The sequence below is a fragment of the Psychrobacter sp. GP33 genome (assembly GCF_014119005.1).
Classification (GTDB): domain Bacteria; phylum Pseudomonadota; class Gammaproteobacteria; order Pseudomonadales; family Moraxellaceae; genus Psychrobacter.
The window spans coordinates 18,928-37,678 of sequence record NZ_JACGYX010000003.1 but is presented as its reverse complement, the minus strand read 5'-3'; the positions used below and the strand labels follow the sequence as shown (position 1 = coordinate 37,678).

Below are 18,751 nucleotides of genomic sequence, written 5' to 3'. Positions count from 1 at the left end.
ATAATGCGAATAGATGCAAATAACCTGCATACTTTATTTTCATTATTAAATACGCTTTTCATACTTATAAATCTATTAGGAATATTATGAATAACTTTCAATATTACAATCCCGTCCGTATCGTATTTGGTGAAGGTCAGATCGAGAAGTTAGCTGATCTTGTACCGACAGATGCCCGTGTATTAATTACCTATGGTGGTGGTTCAGCACAGCGTACGGGTACGTTAGATGAAGTCAAAAAAGCATTGGCAGCCAGTGGCAATCGCGAGGTATTCGAGTTTGGTGGTATCGAAGCCAATCCGGAATTTACAACGCTACTAAAAGCCGCTGATATGGTCAATGAGCATAATATTAATTTCTTATTGGCAGTTGGTGGCGGTTCAGTCATTGACGGCAGTAAATTTGTCGCGCTGGTATCGTCATTGACAGAAGAAAACGGCACAGTATCACGTGATAAGGCATGGGATGCACTGACCAGTTATTGCAGAAATATTGACTCAGCAGTTGATTTGGGCGCGGTATTGACCATTCCAGCGACTGGCTCTGAGATGAACTCAGGCGGCGTGATCAATTATAGCGAACGTCAAGCAAAGCTACCGTTTGGTAACCCACTTGCTTTCCCTAAATTCTCAATTCTAGACCCGACTAAAACTTTGACGCTTCCTGAACGCCAAGTGATGAACGGTGTGGCTGATGCCTTTGTACACGTAATGGAGCAATACCTGACGTATCCTGTGAATGCGAAAATTCAAGATGCCTTTGCTGAGAGTTTACTGAAAATTCTGATTGAAGAAGGTGCAGCGGTAAAAGCCGATCCAGAGAATTTAGAAACGCGTAAAAATATCATGTGGACAGCGACCATGGCATTAAATGGTCTGATTGGTACAGGCGTACCTCAAGATTGGACAACGCATATGATCGGTCATGAATTGACTTCATTGCACGCGATTGACCATGCGCGCACGCTGACTATCATATTGCCGTCCGTGCTGCGTGAGCTTAAAGACAGTAAAAAAGAAAAATTGCTTCAATATGCCCGTAATGTTTGGAACATTAAAGCCGACGATAATGGTGCCGAGCTAAATGATGATGCCATCATTGAAGCGGCTATCAAACAAACTGAAAACTTCTTCCGTGAGCTTGGCTTACCGGTCAGCTTAGAAGATGCAGGTTTAGACGCTGCTGCCATTGACCCTATTATCAGCCAACTTGAAGTACACAAAATGGTCAAGTTAGGTGAGCATGGCAAAAACGACTTAGCAGTATCACGTCGCATCTTAGAGCGTGCCATTACTAGTAAAGCTTAACTCTCTTAATAAATATTTATAGCGACATTGTTATTATAGAAACTACTAGCCTGTCACTTTAGAGTGGCGGCTAACGCTACACCCTAAAATAAATAAAAGAAGGTAATTTATCATGAGCTTTAGTCAACAACAAAACCAACAACAAAACCAACAACAAAACCGTCAAATCAAACTTGCCAGCCGCCCACATGGCGCGCCAACTGCCGATAACTTTGAGCTAGCGATTGGCGAGATTCCAACAGCAAACGACAAACAAATGCTATTACGCACCGTCTATATGTCACTTGACCCTTATATGCGTGGACGCATGAGCGATGCCAAAAGCTATGCTGACCCGTTAAAGGTCGGTGATGTAATGCTCGGCGGTACGGTCGCGCAAGTGGTCGAATCTAATGTCGATAATTTCGCCGTTGGTGACTTAGTCGTCTCAAATTCAGGCTGGCAGGACTATAGCGTCAGTGATGGGATGGGCGTACTAAAACTTGATAAAAACATGACAAACCCATCTTATGGTCTTGGTGTGCTTGGTATGCCAGGTTTCACCGGCTACATGGGTTTGACTGATATTGGTAAACCAAAAGCAGGTGAAACATTAGTCATTGCAGCAGCGACAGGCCCGGTTGGCGCGACCGTTGGACAAACTGGTAATCAACTTGGTTTACGTACTGTTGGTATAGCAGGCGGTGCGGAGAAATGTGCTTATGCGGTTGAAGAACTAGGCTTTGATGTCTGTCTTGATCATAAAGCCGATGACTTTGCTGAGCAATTAAAAGCCGCTTGTTCAGATGGTATCGACATTTATTACGAAAACGTCGGTGGCAAAGTATTTGATGCCGTCATGCCACTACTGAATGCTCATGCCCGTATCCCTGTGTGTGGTTTGGTCTCACAATATAACGGCACTGAACTGCCTGAAGGTGGCGATCGTTTGGGCGTATTAATGGGATTAATATTAAGACAGCGTCTGACGGTCAAAGGTTTTATTATCTTTGAAGAGTACGGCGACCATTTCCCAGAGTTTTTGAAAATCATGAGCGGCTGGTTAGAATCTGGCAAAGTCAAAACCAAAGAACATATCGTCGATGGCTTAGAAAAAGCACCGCAAGCTTTCTTTGATATGTTGGACGGTAAAAATTTCGGTAAAACCGTGGTAAAAATCGCTGATGTTCAATAATTTATAAGAATAAGTTGTAGCGATAGCTGATATCAAAGTGTCTTAAAATAACCAGTTAACAACATAAATCGTTAAGACAACTACTGAAAGTCAGTTCTAAAAAAGGAATACTGTGTGCAGTTAGTTTTGTGTAGCGTTGCTGCTTTTTGATGGTACTGCTAATTTTATAATGATAACTGCGACACAGCACTGATAGCTTTAAACTATAAATAGCAATTATAAACGTCAATAATAAATAAGGATAATTATGAATATTTTAATGGTACTAACCTCACACGATAAGTTGGGTGATACTGGTAAGAAAACAGGCTTTTGGCTTGAAGAATTCGCCGCCCCTTATTATGCTTTTTTAGATTCCGGTGTCAATATCACACTTGCTTCTCCTGCTGGTGGTCAACCACCTCTAGACCCAAGTAGTGACACTGAAGACGCCCAAACCAAAGACACCAAACGTTTTAAAGAAGACTCTGAGGCTCAAGAGCACCTAGCAACGACCAAAAAACTCGCTGATATGAAAGCTGAAGATTTTGATTCCGTATTCTATCCAGGTGGGCATGGTCCCTTATGGGATTTGGCAGTTGATAAAAACTCGATTGCATTGATTGAGACGTTTATCAAACAAGATAAGCCTGTGGCTTTCGTTTGTCATTCACCAGCTGCGCTTAAAAACGTCAAAGTTGATGGCGAATATCTGGTCAAAGGTAAAACTGTTACCGGCTTTAGTAATACTGAAGAAGAAGGCGTTCAGCTTACAGACGTCGTGCCTTTCTTGTTAGAAGATGTCCTTAAAGCCAATGGCGGCAACTACGAAAAAGGCACTGATTGGGAATCATATGTAGTCGAAGATGGTCTGTTAATCACTGGTCAAAATCCAGCCTCATCAGAAGAAGCGGCGAAGCGTTTACTCGCCAAGCTACAGGCTTAATATATAAAATACGCCAAATTTAAAATAGCTAAAGGTCTAACCACATGATTCGTTTACATCACCTCAATCAATCACGTTCATTACGTACGTTATGGCTTTTAGAAGAGTTAGGGCAACCTTATGAGCTTATTAGCCACCAGCGCGATGCCAAAACGCATCTGGCACCAGACAGCCTAAAAGCCGTCCATCCACTTGGTAAATCTCCAGTTATTGAGATGGATGGCGAAGTTTATACAGAGTCAGGTGCTATCATTGAGATGTTAATTGAGCGTTTTGCGCCCGATAGTTTACGTCCTGCTATAGATAATTCAGATTATGGTCACTATTTGCAATGGATTAATTTTGCGGAGAGTTCGTTGATGGTGCCCTTATTGCTTGATTTATTTACTAAAAAAGCAGGTGTTAATGATAATGAGTTTTTAAGTGGCTACATCAGTGAAGAAAAACACAAACTACTAAGCTATTTAAATGACGAGCTTGAAGGCAAATCCTTTATTGTAGGAAATAAGCTAAGCGGTGCTGATTTTATGTTATCGTTTAATTTAATGATGCTTGCACAAAGTAAACAGTTAGAACGTTATCCTCATATTGTTCAATACACCAGGCAGCTGAGCGCCCTTGATAGTTATCAACGTGCCATGCGTCTAGAAGCGAACCATGATAAAACGAGCGCTGCTTAACGGTATGCACCTATGCTTAACGATACTTAACTAAAAGTTGGTGTCACCTAAACGCAAACGATAATTAAAAACTATGATAAAATAGCTCAAGCTCGTCTTGGGCTATTTTTATTTTTCTATCGTGATTATCGTTTTAATAATAAGCACTAAGACTAAAACGGCATGAGTGTAGTTGACGATGCTTATTTGCGCTCATCTGGCAAAGCCTGATAATTGGGAGAGATTTCATGAATTTACACCATCCATTTATACAGACGATATATAGCCCATGAGTACTGACTATCAATTCAAACCCCATGAACAACCGTTTATGCTGGGTTCACCTGCCACTCCTGATCATCCTACGCGCCGAAAAGTGTTTTATTTGCTTATCGGTATTTTTATAGGCTTAACCGCAAGCTTCCAAAATGGCTTACTGGTCGCCAATCTTACTCAAATTCAAGGCGCAATGGGCTTAACACCTGTTGAAGGCGGTTGGATATCGGTCGCTTACAATATGACCAATGCCTGTGTCACTGTACTGCTGTACAAAATTCGCCAACAGTTTGGTATGTCACTATTTAGTAAAATTACCTTATTTTTTCTACTTGCAGCGACCAGTATGCAGTGGTTGGTCAGTAGCAATCTGCTTAGTTCAACAACAGGTATTAGCATTGAGCCTTATTATTTAGAGCTGATAGCTCGTGGTTTTAGTGGCGTAGTTGCTAGTGCCATGACGGTATTGTCCATTTTTTACTGCTTACAGGGCATGCCAACCGCACGGCGTATCAGTGGGCTGATTTTAGGCTTTGGTTTGGTGCAGTTTGGGATTCCTTTATCGCGTATTATCTCGCCCTATCTTGCGATTGACGGTCAACTTGAAGGCTTGTTTTTATTTCAAGTTGGATTGGCATTGATATGCTTCGGTTTGATTAATATCCTCGAGCTACCTCCGGGCAATACCGAAAAGGTGTTTGAGAAACTCGATATTGTCAGCTTTGCTTTTTTTGCAACCGGTCTTGCCGCCTTGTCCGTATTTTTGGTACAAGGGCGCATTTTGTGGTGGACGACGCCTTGGCTCAGCTATCCACTTATCATTTCTGTAGTAACAATTTCTATTGCTTTGTGGATTGAAACGCACCGTAAAAACCCAATGCTGCAAGTCCGCTGGATGCGCAGCCGAACGATTATTGCCTTTATGATAACAGGCGCTGTCATGCGTATTTTGCTGTCTGAGCAAAGCGTTGGCGCAGCAGGTTTATTAGCAAATCTTGGCTATGGTAACGATCAGTTGATTGTCTTTTATGCCGTAATATTAGTCGCAAGTGCACTGGCATTAGTAATTAGTATTTTCAAAACCAATGCCATGGATTTACGCAGACCCGTAATTTTTTCGGTGGCATTGATTGCAATTGGCGCGTGGATAGATACAGGCGTGTCGCTGAACTCTACTCCTGCTATGTTTTATTTCAGTCAGTTTATAATTGCCTTTGCTGCTGTGTACTTTATGGGTCCGATGGTATTTGAAGGCATGTTCCGCGCCATTGCCAATGGTCCTGCGTATATTATTAGTTTTTCAGTAATTTTTGGAATCTCACAAACGGTTGGCGGGCTTGCTGGAGCCGCTGGTATTCAAGCTTTTACCACCATTCGCACACAAATGCATTATGCTGATATGGTCAGCTCAATGGACGCGGGCAATCCGGCAACGATGACCCAAATGCTGCAAGGGATTCAGCGTCAAGCAACCATCTCCGCTTATGACGATTTGTTCTTTTTAATGGCAGTGAGCGCTACGATAACTGTAATCTATCTATTGATAGTTTATTTTTATTATCGTTATCATAACCGCAACCCACTTGGCAAAGAGCTTGCCGCGTTAGCAGAAATGATGGGAAAAAAATAGCAGATAGTGCAGATTTTATTGTGTATTCTGTACCTATCTTTCTCTCTCATTATTATTTTTTAAGTTATCTATTATGTTTATTAAAACCCTTAGGAGCGCGTCATGAACGAAGACAAACCCAACAGCTTTGATGACGCAAGCACCCCTAACAAAGTAGCTAAGAGTGCTGAAAATACTCAAGCTACTGAATCACCAGTAATTAGAACCGTTGAGGACGCGCCAGCAGAAACACACGTGGTTGCTAGTGCAAATACAGATGATAATATCGATACTATAACAATTAAACCTGAGCCTGCAGCATCTAAAACAAGGGTTCAAACAAATAACTCTAATGATTTACTAACCGATGCTAATAAGCCTATAAACGCAGTTGAAACTGATAAAATAGACAATATTAATACAGTCGATGACGCAGATGATACGCCGATGCCACCTACTGAGCCCATTCCTGGACCTGCTGGTTGGTCACCAAAAAAGAAGTCATTTTTTAATTTAGGCTTACTGATTGCCTTGATTGTCATTGGCGTGTCTTTAATTTTGTATGCTTGGAAATTACCGCCCTTTACCCCAACAGTACAGCATACTGATAATGCTTTTGTGAAAGGTCAAACCACAATTATAAGTCCACAAATCTCCGGCTATGTCACTGAAGTAGCGGTAGAAGATTTTGCGAGTGTTGAAGCGGGTGACTTATTAGTAAAAATAGATGATCGCACCTTTCAGCAGCAGCTTGAGCAAGCCCAAGCCAATATCGATATTGCCTTAACCAACCGTTCAAGTAACGCGCAAGATACAGGAACCAGTCAAGCGCAAATCGAGGCGCGCGAGGCAGATGTTTATAGCGCTAAAGTGAGTGTTAACAGTGCCCGAGAGGACGTTAACCGTTATCAAGGTTTGGTTGCTATTGGCGCAGTTGCTCAAGCCGATGTTGCCCATGCCGAAGCCCAATTAGCAAAAGCGCAAGCTGGAGTTCAGCAAGCTGAAGCCAACTTGCAAGTAGCGAAAGAAGGCAGCAAAAAAACCACCGCAAGCCGCGCTTCATTAGATGCCAATATTAAAAATGCTGAAGCGGCAGCTAAGCAAGCACAGATTAATGTAGACAATACAATTATTCGCGCCCCTGAATCGGGTCAGTTAAGCCAACTAAGCGTTAAAACAGGGCAGTATGTCACCGCTGGTACGCAGCTTATGTATATCGTGCCAAAAGGTGTTTGGATCATCGCCAACTTTAAAGAAACGCAAGTAGCGAATATGACCGTTGGCGAGACAGCAACTGTTCAAGTCGATGCTTTGGGTGGTACAAAATTCCGTGGACGGGTTAGTAATATCTCACCGGCAACTGGTAGTGAATTTAGTGCTGGTGCTGCCAATCCTGCGACAGGAAATTATATCAAAATCGCCCAACGTATTCCCGTACGTATTGACTTAGACCAAGGTCAGTCTAAGCTTGAGCAACTGCGTCCTGGGATGTCGGTTACTGTTAATGTAGATACCAAGTAACCAAGCTTTAAAAGACCTAACTTAATATAAAAAATCCCCTTAACCTTCCATATCAATATGGCAGGTTAAGGGGATTTTTTTAGATATACGACTTATTATAAGTTTGAAATGTAAAGTATCAATATTACTTAAGGTAGTAAACGTTTGGTACTAAAGCTGCCATCTGCCTCTTTGTAATAGACAATGCGATCATGCATACGACTGGCGCGCCCTTGCCAAAACTCAATATTATCAACAGTAATTTCATAACCACCCCAAAACTCTGGTGTGGGTACGGGTGATTGTTCTGGATAATCACTTTGCAACTGTGCAAATGTTTGCTCCATCACATCACGATTGATAACTTCACCGCTCTGCGGTTGGCTGACCCAAGCGCCCACTTGGCTATCATGAGGACGCTTTTGAAAATAGGCCGCAGACTTATCAGCATCAATTTTAGCAATACTACCGCTAATACGAATTTGACGCTCAAGCTCATGCCAAAAGAACAATACTTCAGCATTAGGATTTTCAGCGATATCCTGACCTTTCGCGCTTTCGTAATTAGTATAAAAAACAATACCTGTTTCTGTAATTTCACGCAACAGAACAATACGTACACTAGGTTTATTGTCTGCGCCGCAAGTTGCTAGACTCATGGCATAAGGCTCTTTTACTTTTTGCTCCGTCGCCTCATTAATCCAGCCTTTTAATAGCTCAAACGGTGATGCCGGTACAGATGACTGATCAAGACTGCCTTTTTCGTATGATAACCGCTGATCGGTAAAATCCATGCTCATTACTGTTCCTTATTATTGCTATCGAACTTGTTAGTATCATAAAGTCTATTATCAATTTAAGATAATGGTTAATTATCCGAGCACAGTCTTAATTTGCTTAGCTAAATCATTCGCCATGACGTCACATTCTATCTCATCATCTGACTCAACCATGACCCGAATCATAGGCTCAGTACCTGATTGGCGAATCAGTAGACGTCCGCGACCTTCCAATGTAGCACGTGCGCTATCAAACGCAGTGACCAACTCTTGATGCGCAAACGGATCTTGCATCGTGGTTAAACGTACGTTAACCAGCTTTTGTGGCAATACTTCAAATCCTTCTGTCAGCTCACTCAAGGCTTTATCTTGCGCTTTCATTACTGCCAATATTTGTAATCCTGCAATAATGGCATCACCGGTTCGACTTTTATCCAGACATAAAATATGCCCTGATGGTTCACCGCCTAATATCCAATCATTAGCATCCAGCTCTTGCATCACATAACGATCACCGACGTTAGCACGCGTAAAACCAATACCAGCCGCTTTCAGCGCCAACTCTAGACCCATATTGGTCATCAATGTACCCGCAACCCCTGCTACTGGCTGAGCGCTTTGCGTGGCAAGGACATACAATATACCATCACCATCGACTAGGTTACCCGCCTCATCAACCATCACAATACGATCGCCGTCACCATCTAAGGCAATACCAACGTCTGCTTCATACTCTAAAACCGCCTTTTGCAGCACTTCAGGATGAGTAGAACCGCAATTTTCGTTAATATTGATACCATCAGGTGTATTATTGATCGCAATTACAGTGGCACCAAGCTCGCGTAGGACACGTGGGGCAACGCTATACCCTGCACCATTAGCGCAATCTATCACCACTGTCAGATGATCTAAGTCATATTGATAAGGAAAGGTACCTTTACAGAATTCGATATAACGCCCTTTGGCATCATCTATGCGATGGTTCTTACCCAGATTTGCAGGATCAATGATTGGCATAAGTAACGATTCATTATTAGTGCTATTCATGATGGCTTGCATTTTATCGTTGATAGCATTTTGCATCTCATCCGATAACTTTTTACCATCTGCTGAGAACAGTTTAATACCGTTATCATAATAAGGGTTGTGTGACGCTGAAATAACCACACCTGCATCAGCGCTAAAACTGCGAGTCAAATGAGCAATAGCTGGGGTGGGCAAAGGTCCGAGCATATATACATCGACACCTGCCGCATTAAAACCGGCTTGCAATGCCCCTTCAATCACGTAGCCTGAAAGGCGTGTGTCTTTACCAATCACAACACTAGGCTTACGCTCAGGTGTATCGCTATTTTCTATCAAAACGCGACCGGTAACATAACCCAATTTTAGAATAAAATCTGGAGTAATTGGCATCTTACCAAACTGTCCGCGAATACCATCTGTACCAAAATAGCTCATTATAATTATTTCCTTATCCTAAAACCAACTGCTAAAAATAAAAGCGTAGATCGACGCATATATGAGCGAACCTAAACACATTACTACGAAAGTCTATAGCCGAGTTATTTTACAAAAAAAACAGCCAACAATGGGTGAGCATTGTTGACTGTTTGTATCTTGCGGTCACAATAGTCGTATAGTGTCGCCGTTAACTATTAATTGAATAACGTGACTAGCAATGACTTTTCTACATATCTACTTTATAACATACTATTGTTTATAAAAGTAGATATTAATTGACACGATAGTTTGGCGCTTCTTTCGTGATTTGTACATCATGGACATGTGACTCTTTCATACCTGCTGAAGTGACACGAATGAACTCTGGTTTATTACGCATCTCTTCGACGGTCGCACAACCTGTATAACCCATTGATGAGCGTAAGCCACCAACCAGTTGATTGACAATACCTGCAACTGGTCCTTTATAAGGAACGCGACCTTCAATACCTTCAGGCACTAATTTTTCCACGCCTTCTTTGGCATCTTGGAAATAACGATCTGATGAACCGTTTTCGCCTGACATCGCGCCTAAGCTGCCCATACCGCGATAGGCTTTATAATAGCGACCTTGAAACAATTCCACTTCGCCCGGTGCTTCTTCAGTGCCTGCCATTAATGAGCCAACCATGATACACGATGCGCCAGCTGCAATCGCTTTTGCCATATCACCAGAGTAGCGAATACCACCATCAGCAATCAATGGAATGCTGTCCTGTAGGGCACTAGCAACACTATCGATAGCAGAAATTTGTGGCACACCAATACCCGCAATGATACGCGTGGTACAAATTGAACCAGGACCGATACCCACTTTTACTGCATCAGCACCAGCGTCACGTAACGCTTTAGCCGCATCGCCTGTAGCGATGTTGCCACCAATAACTTGGATATGTGGAAAATTCTTTTTAACCCAAGCAACTTTATCAATAACACCGCGTGAATGGCCATGAGCAGTATCGACAACAATCACGTCAACGTCAGCAGCGACTAGGGCTTCAACGCGAGCTTGGGTATCTGCGCCCGTACCGACAGCTGCGCCCACACGCAAGCGACCCTGCTCATCTTTACAAGCATTCGGGTTATTTTCCGCTTTCGCAAAATCATTAACAGTAATCAGACCGCGCAGACGAAAGTCATCATTAATCACGATAACCTTTTCAATACGATGCTCATGCAATAAACGTTTGATATTTTCGTTGCTCTCGCCTTCATGAACCGTCACTAACTTCTCTTTCGGGGTCATAATTTGGCTAACGGGCAGACGCAAATTGGTTTCAAAACGCCAATCACGATGGGTGACAATACCAACTACTTTATCTGTGCCCTTTTCAACCACTGGTACGCCTGAGATATTATTATCGTGAGTAAGCTTTAATAGCTCACCGATAGTCATTTCTGGATGCACAGTAATAGGATCAACAACCGTACCAGCTTCAAATTTCTTCACACGGCGCACTTGCATAGCTTGACGAGCGATATCCATATTCTTGTGCAAAATACCCATTCCACCCAATTGTGCCATCGTAATCGCCATATCAGACTCAGTCACCGTATCCATTGCCGCTGAGATAAGGGGCAGATTCAGTGTGATACTATTGGTCAGTCGCGTGGATAAATTAACCATTTTTGGCAGGACTTCAGAATAGGCTGGCAACAATAACACGTCATCAAAGGTGAAGGCTTCATCGACAATACGTAACATATATACCCCTAGCGGTGGTTATTTTGATGGGTGGGAGCTTAGCATTAAGGGTGTCAATCAAACATAAAATCATTGGCAACGGATTAATATAACCGCTGTTAGACCATTATGAATCATTAATAGAGTAGCCATGCAAATGTAGCATCGCTTTACTCTTGACAATGCGTTTATCCCTTAAAAATAACGACACATTATAACAAAAAAGTACACCCAACGTATAATAATTTTACCCGCTTATTTTAGCCTACTTATATTATTTGTCGTACCTTTACCCTATTCACTTTTACCTTAGCATTAATCATCAGCCTTAAAAGTAAAACGTTCAATAGGCAAAGATTCTTTTTGCTGCTGATATAGATAGCGAAGCATTTGCTCGCGTACCGCGCATTCCAATGTCCATGCATTTAATGGACTATCGGATGCTACAGTCCCGCGCAATTCTGTGGCAGTTTCGCTGACGGATACTGCTACCAATTCCGGCTCTGTCTCGCCATCCCACAACGGATTTTCTTTTACCAGCTCGAAATATTTTTGTCGAATGGCAGTAATATCTGCTCCAAAGTCGACGTAGAGATACACTACACAGGTTTGATGCGATTCTGTATGCGACCAATTTTCGATAATTTCCGTGATGAAGTGACGCATGGGTACGATTAATCGGCGCTCATCCCACGTTTTTAGTACCGCATAGGTATAACGTAAATCCTCAATCGTTGTCCATTCTTCTTCTATCATTACTGTATCGCCGATACGAATCGGCTGGGTAATTGCCACCTGCATACCAGCCATAATATTGCCCAAAATAGGCTGAGCTGCAATACCAATAACCGCGCCAGCAATACCCGCGGACGTTAATAATGTTTTTCCCAAGCCATTGATATTGGTAAACTCACTTAAACCAATCCAAATACTGCCTAAAATCATAACAAAAATAAAGACTCGGCGAAATATGGATACATAGGTACGGCGAATGCGTTCTTTATCAAAATGCTCGTCGGCAAGATTCTCAATTTGTAAATTTTGATAGCGATTGGCAAAAAAGTTAATAACGCGAATGCCAAGCCACATGGCACCTAGTACCAAACCAATCCAAATAATCGGTCGCGTAGAAGATGCCACTGCATCCAAATAAGGAAAGCCGCCGGACACTAGCGTAAAAACCAATGAAAAACTGATAGTAAAAGTCAGCGGTACGGTCAACTTGCTGACCAAGTCCACCACGCCATTACTACTGTCAATGCTATGACTGATAGTAGCTTCAGGGTACTCATCGGTGATATAACGACTGATAATCTTGCCAGCGGCTTTACTAAACAGCCATCCTAAACCCATGGTCAATAAAAAGAAAACAACAAGCGCAACCAGCTCCCAAATGGCAATACCAAAAAACCGCAGCTTCATCCAAACGGGTAAATAACGCTCAAACTGAGCCGGGCGATACTGTTCATATAAGTTATCAATATTGCCCACCGTTTGAGCAGAAAACACCCAAAGTGGCGCGCTATCACCTACCCGTACATGCTGCAAATATATCGGCACGCGGCGCTCTCGATAATCAATATAGCCAAGCTGAATAGAGCGTCTAGGCACGCCCATTATACTACTGTCATTACCAATAGGCGGCTCAATTAAGCCATCGGGACGGTCTGGTAATTCATCAAACACATACAAGTCTTTTTTACTTAATAAAAAATCCAAGCGTTTAGACAGCTCAATAGATCGATTGCGCTGTAGCTCTTTATCCAGCAGATTCATATTGAGCGCATAGGCTGCCAAATCATATTGCTGCTTCATCACAGCAGACTGAAAAAACTCCAACGTTGCCAGTGGCGTTGACAAGTTAGCAGGCTTTGCTAAGGGCGGCAGGCCGTCATTTAATGAGGTCAATGCATAGTAGCTTTCATTGTAGTCACCCGTGAGCCCTTCATCGCCTTGCAAATATCCTGCTTGTTGCGTGGCATTAGTCTCTAACGGGTCAAAGACCTCCTCTACCATCTCAGAAACACTGATTTCTTTGTCTTTTATACGTGCAAGTTTTTGCTCAGCATAACCCATAAAAGTGTCTGGCTGACGGGTGTTATTTGGCTCTTCAGTAGCAGCAAAGCCAATCGGCATAAACAGTAAATAAAATAGGGTTAATAAAGCACTGATGCATATTTTCATAATTGGTGATTGCTTAGCTAAATGAGGATTATCATTATTGAAAACAGAAGTAGAAAAATGGCGCGGAATTTTTTTCATAGCATGACATATATTTTATGGGTAACTGCTCAACTAACTTGCGCCATAAAAAAAGCCAGCATAACACTGACTTTTTATAAGAATAAGTTTAGATAGGCGATAAAAAGATTGTTAATGTTTAAGTATATCGATATTTAATTATAGTACTATCCAAATGCATCAATGTTTAAACATTAAGCACGGCGCCAAGTAGTAACAGCACGACTATCTTCTAGCTCAATTCCTACCTCTTTCAATAACACCCGAATCTCATCGGCACGAGCAAAGTTTTTATTGGTTTTGGCATCAACTCGCTCAAGGATTAAAGCCTCAATATCCGCATCACTAAAACCGTCAACTGGTGCATCACCAATCATTGCCTGCAAAAACTGCTGCACGGGTTGCTGCAATATATTGAGTGACTGAGCAAGCGCTTTTAATTGTTTTGCCAATTGCCATGCCTGCGCCACATCGTTTGCTTTAGCGGCTTTATTGATATCACGTGCCAGTCCAAAGAGAATACTGATAGCAGAAGAGCTATTAAAGTCATCATTCATCGCAGCAATAAATTCTTGCCCAGCTGGTGTACTGTAAGTTTCGTTAATAAGTTCATCACTAATGCTAAGCGTTTGCCCTTGTAGTTGCTCCGCTGCTTTTAGAGCGTGATACAGTCTACTTAGGCTATTATGAGCTTCATCTAAGGCGCTGTCTGAGAAATTCACTTGGCTACGATAATGACTTGATAATAAGAAGAAACGAACCGTTTCTGGTAAATATCGTGCCATTACCTCACGAATGGTAAAGAAATTATGCAAAGATTTCGACATCTTTTCGCCGTCAACATTGATAAATCCGACGTGCATCCAGTTACGCGCATATTCACAGCCAGTGCTGGCTTCTGATTGGGCAATTTCATTCTCATGATGCGGGAACTGCAAATCGTGCCCACCGCCATGAATATCAAAAGTATTGCCCAAACATTTGGTTGACATCGCTGAGCATTCAATATGCCAACCAGGACGACCTTGACCCCATGGGGATGCCCATTGTGGCTCATTAGGTTTCGCCGCTTTCCACAATACAAAGTCAAACGGATTACGCTTCACGTTATCAACTTCAACACGTGAGCCGGCTTGCATGTCATCTAGATTACGCTTAGACAATTTGCCGTAATCAGCAAAACTATCGACGGCATAGTAGACATCACCATTATCAGCGGCGTAGGCATACTCCTCTTTAACCAAGGTGCCAATCATATCTTGCATCTCGTCAATATGATCGGTGGCACGTGGTTCAGCATTTGGCGTTAAACAGCCCAGTGCTTCAGCATCTTCGTGCATGGCAATAATAAAACGTTCGGTTAACGCGCCGATATCTTCACCATTTTCCGCAGCGCGCGTGATGATTTTGTCATCAATATCGGTAATATTACGCACATAATTCACCTGATAGCCTAACTGAGTCATCCAGCGTACCGCCATATCAAAGGCGACCATCACCCGCGCATGCCCAATATGACAATAGTCATAGACAGTCATACCACACACATACATACTGACTTGCCCTGCTTTAAGCGGTATAAACGTCTGTTTACGTCCCGTGAGCGAATCGTAAATAGACAGCTGAGACATAGCATTAGCAAGTGGAGTGGTCATTATAAATAGCCTTGTAGGTAAAAATATTATTAATATAGATGCACAGTAAAGTATAAGTGGTTAGCAATAATAGCGTTAAACAAGTTATTTTTGCCGTCCGCTGCCAACAAACTGCCCAATTCAACAACAATGTATCTTAGCTAAAATAACCGTAAAATACTACAATGGTCGGGCTCAAAGACAATGCTCCAGAATACTTTCAACTGATAAAATACTATAAATAAACAATCAATTATAAATAACTGGCAAAAATAAGGATGAATCATGGGTAATCGCTTAAGTAAAATCTACACTCGCACCGGAGATGATGGCAGCACCGGCATGGCAGATGGTAGCCGTATCAGTAAAGCGGATAACTTATTCAGCGTCATGGGTGATGTTGATGAGCTTAACTCTCATATCGGACTGGTGCGTGCGCATCTATTACAGAGCTCATCTAATGTGGCTAATCAATTCTTAGTTGAGCGCTTAAACTCACAAAATGAGGTAGATTTTACTCAAGCACTTATTATTATTCAGCATTTATTATTCAATGTCGGTGGTGAGCTGGCAATGCCCGAATATGAAGGGATTAATGCCAGTCATATCGACTGGTTAGAGCAGCAAATTGATGCGATGAATACCACTTTGCCACCGTTAAAAGACTTTATTTTACCGACAGGTTCTGTATTGGTCAGTCAGCTGCATGTGGCACGTACTGTGTGTCGCCGCGCTGAACGTCAAGCGGTATTATTACAGCAGCAACAGCCCAATGCAATTCGTAGTACAGCGGTTAGTTTAATCAATCGCTTATCTGACTGGCTATTTGTCGCTGCTAGATTTTGTACCGATCCTGCCCATGTTTCAGAAGTATTATGGGACAGCCAAGTGTTACATAAGCTTGCCAATAATCAAAAATAACCAGTCTTTTAATAAACAAGATTTTAAAGAATAAATTTAAAAACTAAAAAAGCGCCCATAAATTGAATCAGTTACGGGCGCTTTTTTAGTTTTTATTCGACTTAAAGTTTATTAATTTATACTCTCAAAAATAGTTAATACGTAGCGCTATCGTCTTCAATGATAACCATATCAATAGTTTCATCTTTTGGTACAGCTGCAGGCGCTTTTGGTGTGACAGGGGCGCTTGCTTCAGGCTTTTGCGGCGTTTTTGGTATTGATGCTGATTCGTTGCTTTGATTCTTTGTCGATGGCAACGCAGGTTTAGCTGGTTGTGCCGGCTGAGCAGGTTTGGCAGGCGCTGTTGGCTTTGGTTGACGTACAGGCTGGTTTTGATTGTTGTTTTGATCTGGCTCACGGCGACGCGGCTGTACTTGAATTGGTACTTGTACTTGCAAGCCATCTATAGCTGATTTTAATAATGACGTTGCCAAAATGTCCGCTACAATACTGGTTAATGCAGGCTGCCCAGCAATACGTACACGCACTTGTCCACCCTGTGCACCTGCAACATAAGTAAAGGCATCATCAATCAGCATATTATCATTAATACGGATATTGCCTTGTGCCAACACCGTCTCTAAACCCGGTTGATTGTTCGCGGCATTAACCTGACTCGCTTGATACAAGTCCTCAGTTGGTACTGTAATACTCACAGTAGCCTGACACGTTGTCATACCATTGGCATTCGCTTCTTGCAATACAGACGCATTTTGTACATTAATGGCAACCCCATTGACCTTACTACTGACTGCCCCACTCTCAAGGCTTATTTCAGCATTATTGGCATAGTTGTTAGACAGTATTTGCGCTTCCTGATAGAGCATATTTTGTAATGATGCTCTGAGCCTATCTTGTACCAATGGATTATCGCAGCCAACAGCGGGTGCAGCGGTACTTTCAGTAGCAGGCTGCTCAACCTGAGCCTCAGTATCATCCGTTTTATCTGAGCGACTACAGCCGGTCACGGCCAAGCCGCACAGCATACCAATACCGGCAACGTGCTGCCATTTTACCCATCTATTATTTGCGACGCTCATACTGGTTGTGCTCCCAAGTTACTCATTTTGCCACTGCCGATAGACGGTGTTTGACATCACTTAATTTGATATCACCTAATAAAAAGTGATCGATAGAAAATATGGATAGAAAAATCACGCCATTATACGAGGTTTCATTGAAATGGTCATCACGTCAGCCCTTTGATATACAAATAAAACGTAGCTTTAGCCCCGAATAGTATTTTTAGTTGCAAAAGTATAACAAATAATGGCGAGAATACTGCTAACTCCGACACAATCTCTTCTTACAATAATAGCAAGGCTAGTAAAATTGACATCGTTGAATATAAATTATTCAATATGAATTTCCTATGGATAAGATGCTTTCATCTTAACGCTAAATATACTGTATAGATAATCTATAAAATAATTATGTGATTTCAAGTCTGGTTATAAATAATGATAAACTTTAAAACCACTCGTCTATTAGGTCATCGCGGTGCACGCAGTGAAGCACCAGAAAACACTTTGTTCGGTTTTCAGCATGCACACAGTTTACAGGCGCGTGGTTTGGCTGGGGTCGAGTTTGACGTACAGTTGACCGCTGACGGACATTTAGTGGTGTTTCATGACAATACTTTATTGCGGTTGTGTGGCTTACAAGCGCGTATTGACCAGCTTAGCCTTACCGAAATACAGCGCCATTCACAAGACGGGCATCAAATCATTACTTTAGATGCGTTATCACAAGCCATGCCCTTATCGTTAAAAGAACTTGCAGCATCAAAGCTGTCGGCGGCGCAATTATTGTTCGAACTGCAAAAACGGGCACGAAATAGTTTATATGGACTACCTAATATTGCACCCTTTTTATCAGCAACCTCCAGCGTAGAGTCGCAAGCACATGCTCTGATTCGCTTTACTCACATTGAGTTGGAAGTAAAAACTCATGATCGAACTAATTATCGTCAGTTAATCAAAGCCTTAGCTAACTATCTGGTCGACAGCCCACTTGCCAGTTTACCCATTGTCGTTACAAGTTTTGATACTTATCTTCATGCCAAGATTCAGCGCCATAAAGCCCTTAATAAGCTTCGACGCAGCTTGTTGGTACGAACACAACAAGGTTTGGATACTGCTCCCAATACAGCATTGCAGCTTGGTTGTATACAGCTTGGGGTCTACTATCCATTGCTAACTCGTGCAGTGATTCAAAATTGTCATCGTTACGGTCTGCTCGTTAGCGCGTGGACGGTAAATGATATTGAAAATATAAAGGAACTGGTAGACTGGCAAGTTGATTTTATTATTACCGATATTCCAACGAAGCTGTTATAAAATCAAAAAATTACTCTACCAATAATATATTGCCAGCATTATTACTTATGAAAAATCACTTATAAAAATCTTCAAGATTAATTATTACAATCAATTACTTAGAGTTTATTTCACGTCTACTACAGACCGCACTCTTTTCATTTTCGTCTACCCTCTTCATC

14 protein-coding genes are annotated in these 18,751 nt (G+C 42.1%); 8 read left to right on the top strand and 6 right to left on the bottom strand.

What is annotated here, in order from left to right:
* Window positions 1-86: 86 nt before the first annotated feature.
* From H2245_RS04940 to H2245_RS04915, 6 genes are all read left to right on the top strand, one after another.
* Window positions 87-1,307, top strand: a complete 1,221-nt coding sequence (locus H2245_RS04940; RefSeq protein ID WP_182406291.1) for an iron-containing alcohol dehydrogenase — start codon at window positions 87-89, stop codon at window positions 1,305-1,307.
* 112 nt (window positions 1,308-1,419) lie between these two features.
* A complete protein-coding gene (locus tag H2245_RS04935; protein ID WP_182406290.1) occupies window positions 1,420-2,481 on the top strand; it encodes an NADP-dependent oxidoreductase in 1,062 nt (353 codons plus the stop codon).
* A 247-nt stretch (window positions 2,482-2,728) separates the two neighbouring features.
* Window positions 2,729-3,406 carry a type 1 glutamine amidotransferase domain-containing protein gene (locus H2245_RS04930; RefSeq protein ID WP_182406289.1) on the top strand — a complete coding sequence of 226 codons (678 nt, stop codon included), beginning with the start codon at window positions 2,729-2,731 and terminating at the stop codon, window positions 3,404-3,406.
* A 44-nt stretch (window positions 3,407-3,450) separates the two neighbouring features.
* Entirely contained in the window at window positions 3,451-4,086 is a 636-nt protein-coding gene (locus H2245_RS04925) for a glutathione S-transferase family protein (protein WP_182406288.1), read from the top strand.
* A gap of 268 nt (window positions 4,087-4,354) precedes the next feature.
* On the top strand, window positions 4,355-5,971 hold the full coding sequence (locus H2245_RS04920; protein WP_182406287.1) for an MFS transporter: 1,617 nt from the start codon (window positions 4,355-4,357) through the stop codon (window positions 5,969-5,971).
* Window positions 5,972-6,073: 102 nt separating this feature from the next.
* A complete protein-coding gene (locus tag H2245_RS04915) occupies window positions 6,074-7,471 on the top strand; it encodes an HlyD family secretion protein (RefSeq protein WP_182406286.1) in 1,398 nt (465 codons plus the stop codon).
* A gap of 128 nt (window positions 7,472-7,599) precedes the next feature.
* Here the strand turns inward: H2245_RS04915 and pdxH are convergent, their stop codons facing one another.
* From pdxH to cysS, 5 genes are all read right to left on the bottom strand, one after another.
* Window positions 7,600-8,244: a pyridoxamine 5'-phosphate oxidase gene (gene pdxH, locus H2245_RS04910; RefSeq protein WP_182406554.1), complete on the bottom strand. Its 645-nt coding sequence runs from the start codon at window positions 8,242-8,244 to the stop codon at window positions 7,600-7,602.
* 78 nt (window positions 8,245-8,322) lie between these two features.
* Window positions 8,323-9,690: a phosphoglucosamine mutase gene (gene glmM, locus H2245_RS04905; RefSeq protein WP_182406285.1), complete on the bottom strand. Its 1,368-nt coding sequence runs from the start codon at window positions 9,688-9,690 to the stop codon at window positions 8,323-8,325.
* Between the two features lie 274 nt (window positions 9,691-9,964).
* Window positions 9,965-11,437 carry an IMP dehydrogenase gene (gene guaB, locus H2245_RS04900; RefSeq protein WP_182406284.1) on the bottom strand — a complete coding sequence of 491 codons (1,473 nt, stop codon included), beginning with the start codon at window positions 11,435-11,437 and terminating at the stop codon, window positions 9,965-9,967.
* 294 nt (window positions 11,438-11,731) lie between these two features.
* Entirely contained in the window at window positions 11,732-13,678 is a 1,947-nt protein-coding gene (locus H2245_RS04895; RefSeq protein WP_182406283.1) for a mechanosensitive ion channel family protein, read from the bottom strand.
* A gap of 173 nt (window positions 13,679-13,851) precedes the next feature.
* The gene (gene cysS / locus H2245_RS04890; RefSeq protein ID WP_182406282.1) at window positions 13,852-15,312 is read right to left on the bottom strand and encodes a cysteine--tRNA ligase; all 1,461 of its coding nucleotides are present in this window, start codon (window positions 15,310-15,312) and stop codon (window positions 13,852-13,854) included.
* 264 nt (window positions 15,313-15,576) lie between these two features.
* Between cysS and H2245_RS04885 the strand changes: the two genes are divergently transcribed.
* On the top strand, window positions 15,577-16,212 hold the full coding sequence (locus H2245_RS04885; RefSeq protein WP_182406281.1) for a cob(I)yrinic acid a,c-diamide adenosyltransferase: 636 nt from the start codon (window positions 15,577-15,579) through the stop codon (window positions 16,210-16,212).
* Window positions 16,213-16,346: 134 nt separating this feature from the next.
* Here H2245_RS04885 and H2245_RS04880 read toward each other — a convergent pair whose 3' ends face one another.
* Complete coding sequence (locus tag H2245_RS04880) at window positions 16,347-17,291, bottom strand: hypothetical protein (protein WP_182406280.1); 945 nt, start codon at window positions 17,289-17,291, stop codon at window positions 16,347-16,349.
* Between the two features lie 420 nt (window positions 17,292-17,711).
* On the opposite strand from H2245_RS04880, the gene H2245_RS04875 reads away from it, so the two are divergent.
* Entirely contained in the window at window positions 17,712-18,590 is an 879-nt protein-coding gene (locus tag H2245_RS04875; protein WP_182406279.1) for a glycerophosphodiester phosphodiesterase, read from the top strand.
* The last annotated feature ends 161 nt before the right edge of the window (window positions 18,591-18,751 follow it).